Here is a 1721-nt window from a genome sequence, read left to right on the forward strand (position 1 = left end):
GCCCGGGTGTCACTGCTCATCGGCCTGATCTCCACCGCCGCGGCGCTGTTCATCGGGGTGACGCTGGGCGCGCTCGCCGGCTTCTACGGTGGCCGCGTGGACGACGCGATCATGCGCTTCACGGAGCTGTTCCAGACCATCCCGAACTTCGTGCTCGCGGTGATGCTGGTCGCCATCTTCACGCCGTCGATCACCAGCGTGACCGCCTCGATCGCCATCGTGAGCTGGCCACCACTGGCCCGCCTCGCCCGCGGCGAGTTCCTGAGCCTGCGCTCGCGGGAGTTCGTCCAGGCGGCGATCACCACCGGGCAGTCCACGCCCTCCATCATCCTGCGCGAGATCCTGCCCAACAGCATGTCGCCCATCATCGTGGCGGCGTCGCTGACGGTGGCCACAGCCATTCTGCTCGAGAGCGCGCTGAGCTTCCTCGGGCTGGGCGACCCCAACATGATGAGCTGGGGCTACATGATCGGCGCCTCGCGCACGGTCATGCGCCAGGCCTGGTGGATGAGCTTCTTCCCCGGCGTGGCGATCCTGATCACGGTGCTCGCCATCAACCTGGTGGGCGAGGGTCTCAACGACGCCCTCAACCCGAAACTCGCACGCAAGGGGAAAGGCTGACATGAGCGAGACCGACAACGTCGTCCTGGACGTGCGGGGGCTGACCATCAGCCTCCCCGAGGGCGCCGAGCGCGCCCATGCGGTGGAGGACGTCAACTTCACCATCGCCGAGAACGAGCTGCTGTGCATCGTCGGCGAGTCCGGCTCGGGCAAGTCCATGACCGCCCACGCCATCATGGGCCTGCTCCCCGCGCCCCACGTGAAGGTCGCCGACGGCGAGGCCATCCTCAACGGCCGGGACGTGTTCACCCGCAGCGAGGCGGAGCAGCGCGCGATGCGCGGCAGCGACGTGGGCATGATCTTCCAGGAGCCCATGACCGCCCTCAACCCGCTGATGCGGGTGGGCGAGCAGATCGACGAGGCGCTGCGCGCCCACGCGGAAATGGACGCCGCCCGCCGCCGCGAGCGCGTGGTCGAGCTGCTCACCGCCGTCGGCCTGCCGGAGCCGGAGTCGCTGCGCCGCAGCTATCCCTTCCGGCTCTCCGGCGGCCAGCGCCAGCGCGTGATGATCGCCATGGCCCTGGCCCTGGAGCCGCGGCTGCTGATCGCCGACGAGCCCACCACCGCGCTCGACGTGACCACCCAGAAGCAGATCCTGGAGCTCATCCAGCGGATGCAGCGCGAGCTCGGCATGGCGGTGATGTTCATCACCCATGACTTCGGCGTGGTCGCCGAGATCGCCGACCGGGTGGCCGTCATGCAGGAGGGCCGGTGCGTGGAGATCGGCACCGCCGACGAGGTCCTCAACCGCCCGCAACACCCCTACACCCGCGAGCTGATCGCCGCCGTGCCCCACTACATCGAGCACCGCGACGCCTTCAACCGCGAGGGCGATCCCCTGCTCGACGCGCAGAACGTGCGCAAGGTGTTCTCGCTCGGCAGCGGCTTCCTGCGCCGGGGCCGCGAGCTGGTGGCGGCGGACGACGTCTCGCTGACCATCCACCCGGGCGAGACCGTGGGTATCGTGGGCGAATCCGGCTCGGGCAAGTCCACCCTGGGGCGCTGCCTGCTCGGCCTGCACCGGGCGGACGGCGGCCAGATCGTGTTCGACGGCACGGACCTCAACCGCCTCGGCCGCCGCGCCTTCCATCCCTTCCGCC

The 1721-nt window shown here is 69.8% G+C and carries 2 protein-coding genes; both read left to right on the forward strand.

Annotation, left to right across the window (positions count from 1 at the left end):
• Positions 1-621 (forward strand): ABC transporter permease (locus G7A99_RS15410; RefSeq protein ID WP_163141705.1); only part of this gene is annotated, 621 nt, incomplete at its 5' end.
• A gap of 1 nt (position 622) precedes the next feature.
• On the forward strand, positions 623-1721 hold a 1099-nt coding region (locus G7A99_RS15415; protein WP_240466303.1), incomplete at its 3' end, for an ABC transporter ATP-binding protein.

Source organism: Arhodomonas sp. KWT (assembly GCF_010993615.1).